The sequence below is a fragment of the Phenylobacterium sp. genome (assembly GCF_044371015.1).
In the GTDB taxonomy this organism is placed as follows: Bacteria; Pseudomonadota; Alphaproteobacteria; order Caulobacterales; family Caulobacteraceae; genus Phenylobacterium.
In genome coordinates, this window is the sequence record NZ_JBILUK010000273.1 from 1 (window position 1) to 4,023 (window position 4,023).

At 69.2% G+C, this 4,023-nt stretch carries 6 protein-coding genes; all 6 read right to left on the minus strand.

The genetic code is table 11. The annotated features are described in order from the left end of the window. Positions 1-658 (minus strand): nitronate monooxygenase (locus ACIQ3R_RS16130; RefSeq protein WP_397419876.1); only part of this gene is annotated, 658 nt, incomplete at its 3' end. A gap of 70 nt (positions 659-728) precedes the next feature. Beyond that, the gene (locus ACIQ3R_RS16135; RefSeq protein WP_397419877.1) at positions 729-1,400 is read right to left on the minus strand and encodes an aquaporin; all 672 of its coding nucleotides are present in this window, start codon (positions 1,398-1,400) and stop codon (positions 729-731) included. A 2-nt stretch (positions 1,401-1,402) separates the two neighbouring features. After that, positions 1,403-1,753 carry an ArsR/SmtB family transcription factor gene (locus ACIQ3R_RS16140; RefSeq protein WP_397419878.1) on the minus strand — a complete coding sequence of 117 codons (351 nt, stop codon included), beginning with the start codon at positions 1,751-1,753 and terminating at the stop codon, positions 1,403-1,405. A gap of 7 nt (positions 1,754-1,760) precedes the next feature. Next, positions 1,761-2,243 carry an ArsI/CadI family heavy metal resistance metalloenzyme gene (locus ACIQ3R_RS16145; RefSeq protein WP_397419879.1) on the minus strand — a complete coding sequence of 161 codons (483 nt, stop codon included), beginning with the start codon at positions 2,241-2,243 and terminating at the stop codon, positions 1,761-1,763. Between the two features lie 66 nt (positions 2,244-2,309). After that, positions 2,310-3,107 carry a 3-hydroxybutyrate dehydrogenase gene (locus ACIQ3R_RS16150; RefSeq protein ID WP_397419880.1) on the minus strand — a complete coding sequence of 266 codons (798 nt, stop codon included), beginning with the start codon at positions 3,105-3,107 and terminating at the stop codon, positions 2,310-2,312. Between the two features lie 2 nt (positions 3,108-3,109). Next, positions 3,110-3,913: a peroxide stress protein YaaA gene (gene yaaA, locus ACIQ3R_RS16155; protein WP_397419881.1), complete on the minus strand. Its 804-nt coding sequence runs from the start codon at positions 3,911-3,913 to the stop codon at positions 3,110-3,112. Between the last annotated feature and the right edge of the window lie 110 nt (positions 3,914-4,023).

A 4,023-nucleotide genomic window follows, 5' to 3' on the forward strand; every position in this document is an offset into this window, starting at 1 on the left:
CCTCATCCGACGCCTGGACGATGGTGTCGCGATACATCTGCGCCGAATGCGCCTCGTGGCTGGCGATGAAGCGGGTGCCCATCCACACGCCGGTCGCGCCCAGCGCCATCATCGCCGCCAGACCCCGCCCGTCATAGAGCCCGCCGGCGCCCACCACCGGGATCTTCACCGCCTCGACCGCCTGGGCTACCAACGGCAGGGTGCCGACCAGACCCGTGTGTCCGCCCCCCTCGCCGCCCTGGCAGATCACCGCGTCGCAGCCCGCCTGCTCGGCCTTGACCGCGTGTTTCACGGCCCCGGTCACGACCATGACCTTGAGGCCCGCTTTCTTGAGCTTTTCCATGATCGGCATCGGAATGCCGAGCCCTGCGATAAAGCTGGAGGCGCCCTCCTGGATGATGATCTCCACTGAGGCCGTCAGGCTCTCAGGGCTCGCGGCGAGCAGATCGACCCCGAACGGCCCGTCGGTCAGCTTGCGCACCTTGCGCATCTCATCCCGGATGAACTCCGGCGTCCGGCCCGCCATGCCAAGCACGCCGTACCCGCCGGCGTTGGTCACCGCCGCCGCGAGTTCGCCATAGGAAACGCCGCCCATCCCGGCCAGCATGATCGGGTGCTTCACGCCCAAGAGGTCGCACAGCGGCGTATGCAGGGTCATGGGTTCGTCCTCCGGTCTCGGCGCCGAAAGGATGGCGCCGCGAAAGTCCGTTGCAAACCGTGACGCGGGGTCAGTCGGGCTTGTGCGATACGCCGAACAGCCAGCCCGCCACCCCGACCGCCGCCAGGGCGCCGGCGATCTGCGCCGCGACGAACAGCGGAACCGACGCCGGCGCGATGCCGGTGAAGGTGTCGGTCAGCGACCGCGCCAGGGTCACGGCCGGATTGGCGAACCCGGTCGAGGCCGTGAACCAGTAGCCGGCTGTGACGTAGAGCCCGACGATCGCCGGCGTCGCGGCGGGCCGCCAGCGGGCGCACCCGAGAATCCCCGCAACCAGACCGAAGGTCGCGATCATCTCGGAAATCCCCTGGCCGACGCCGTCGCGGGCCCGGGTGGAAACCTCGACGATCGGGAGCTCGAACATGGCGTGCGCCATCATCACGCCGCCGACCGCGCCCGCCGTCTGCGCAAGGACATAGGCGCCCGCCATCGCCCAGCTGATCTCGCGACGAAGCGCCGCCGCCAGGGTGACCGCCGGATTGAAATGCGCGCCGGAAACCGGGCTCAGGATGGTGATCAGAACCACCAACGCCGCGCCGGTGGCGACGGCATTGGCCAGGAGCGCGATGGCGTCGTTCCCGCCAGACAGCCGCTCGCCCATGATCCCGGAGCCCACCACGGCGGCCAGCAACGCCTGGGTTCCAAGCGCCTCCGCGGAAAGACGACGGGCGAGGTCCGCCATGGTCAGGCCGTCGCCACCGGGCCGCATGGGCGCGCGATGATCTCGGCGGTCGCTCCGCAGACCTCCGGCTGGCCGGCGCAGCAGTCCTCCATCAGGAACGCGAGGAGTTCGCGCATGCCCCCAAAGCCGGCCGTGTAGATGATCGACCGCCCCTCTCGCCGGGACGTGACCAGGTCCGCCCGTGCGAGGATGCCGAGGTTGGTCGAGAGGGTGTTGGCCAGGGCGCCGGTCGCCTCGGCGATCTCGCCGGCCGACAGGCCCTGCGGCCCGGCCCGGACCAGCAGGCGGAACACCGCCATACGGCCCTCATGGGCCAGGGCCGAAAGCGCGGTGATGGCCTCTTTCGTTTCCACGCCGGGCTCAGCAGCAGGCGCGCGCCGGCGCGACCGCCGGTTCGGCCTTGGCCGGTCCGCAACAGGCCGAACCCGGCTTGGCCGAGGCCTCAAGCGCCGCCATGGCCTTGTCGGCGCCGTAGGTCGTGGCTTCGCCGAACGTATAGAACGTTTCCCAGCGCACGCCCGCCGGATCAGCGACCCAGCTCTTGTCGGACTGGGCGTAGCAGCAGGTGGTCGCCGCCTCGTCGAAGGTCTCGGCGCCCGCCGCCTTGAGCCGCTGGGCCAGTTCGCCAAGCTCCTGCGCGCTGTCCACCTGGATGCCGACGTGATCGAGGCCGATGGCGCGTCCGGGCTGGGTGGAGATGGCCAGGTTCACCTTCGGATCATCCAGCATCCACTTGGCGTAGTCCGGCTTCACCACGCTCGGCGGCGCACCGAGCAGGGTCTCGTAGAAGCGGATCGACTCGTCGAGGTCGGGAACGCTGAGGTGCACATGCAGGCGCTTCATGGCCGGGTCTCCTTGGGCTATACGATTCTATTATTCGGGAATTCTAGAATCGTCAAGAACCCGCGATCAGGCCGCCGTCCAGCCGCCGTCGATGGTGAGCGCCGCGCCGGTGGTCGAGCCGCCCTGGTCCGACACCAGATAGAGCATCAGGGCCGCCAGCTGGTCGTAGCTGACGAAACTCTTGTTGGGCTGCACGGCCAGGATCACATCCTCGACGACGCGTTCCGGGCTGATGCCCCGCGTGCGGGCCTGGTCGCCGATCTGCATCTCGACCAGCGGCGTCTTCACATAGCCGGGGCAGATCGCGTTCACGGTGATCCCCGCGCGGGCGACCTCCAGCGCGCAGGACTTGGTGAAGCCCACCACGCCGTGCTTGGCCGCCACATAGGCCGACTTGAACGGCGAGGCGACCAGGCCGTGCGCCGAGGCGATGTTGACGATCCGCCCGCGACCCTGGGCCTTCATGATCGGCAGGGCGTGCTTGGCGCCGTGGAACACCGAGGTCAGGTTGATGGCGATGATCTGGTCCCATTTGGCGTCCGGGAACTCGTCCACAGCCGCCACGTGCTGCACGCCGGCGTTGCAGACCAGGATGTCGAGCCGACCGAGTTCGCGATGCGCAAAGCCGATCAGGTCGGCGATCTCGTCCGGCTTGGTCATGTCGGCGCCGTAGTAGAGCACCTTCACGCCGGTGCGGGCGGCGAGCGCGGCGCGATCCGCCTCGATCTGCGCCGCGTCCCCGAAGCCGTTCAGCACCACGTTCACGCCCTGCTCGGCGAGCGCGCCGGCCATGGCCTGGCCGATGCCGCTGGTCGAGCCGGTGATGACGGCGGCCTGGCCTTCAAGGCGATAGTCGACGGCCATGCTCAGCCTTCCTTGCGGGTGCGGGCCGGAGCCGGCGGCGGCGGTTGCGGGCGGGTGAACACAAACTCGATGTCGGAGGAAGCGGCGGCCTGGAAGCGGTATCCGTCGACATCGAAGGCCCTCAGGTCCGCCGCCCGGTCGATCCGGTTGTCGATGGCCCAGCGGGCCAGGGCGCCCCGCGCCCGCTTGGCGAAGAACGAGATCACCCGCGCCTCGCCATCCTTCTCCTCGACGAACCGTGTGGCGACCACGGGCGACTTCAGCGCCTTGCGATCCACGGCGCCGAAGTATTCCTCGCTGGCCGCATTGACGATCGTGCGGTCGCCATGACCGGCCGTGTCGGCGTCCAGAGCCTGGGCGATCCGGTCGCCCCAGAAGTCATAGAGATTGGTCCCGCGCCGGGTCTTCAGCCGCGTGCCCATCTCCAGCCGGTAGGGCTGGATCGCATCCATCGGCCTGAGCAGGCCATAGAGGCCCGACAGGATCCGCACGTGGTCCTGCGCCCAGCCGAGCGCCTTCTTGTCCAGCTCCCGCGCCTTCAGGCCCAGATAGACATCCCCGTTGAAGGCGAAGGCCGCCTGCACGCCCTCTTCGCTCGCGGGGTCGAAGGCCAGGAACCGTTCGCGGTTCAGCTTGGCGAGGGAATCCGAAAGCGACATCAGCCGCTTCACGTCCGCTTCGCGCAGCCGCCGCGTGGTCTTGGCCAGCTCAGAGGTCTGGTCGGTCATGCGGGGCAGAGAGAACGGCGCGGACGCCGGGCCCGCCGTGTAGTTCAGCGCCTTGGCCGGGGAGAGCACGATCAGCATGACCGCTGCTTTGCCGCGTCTCCGCGCCGGCGCCAAGCGAAGAGAAGCCCCCTCCGTCTGCTCCGCAGACACCTCCCCCGAACCGCGCTTCGCGCCGGGGGAGGACGAGT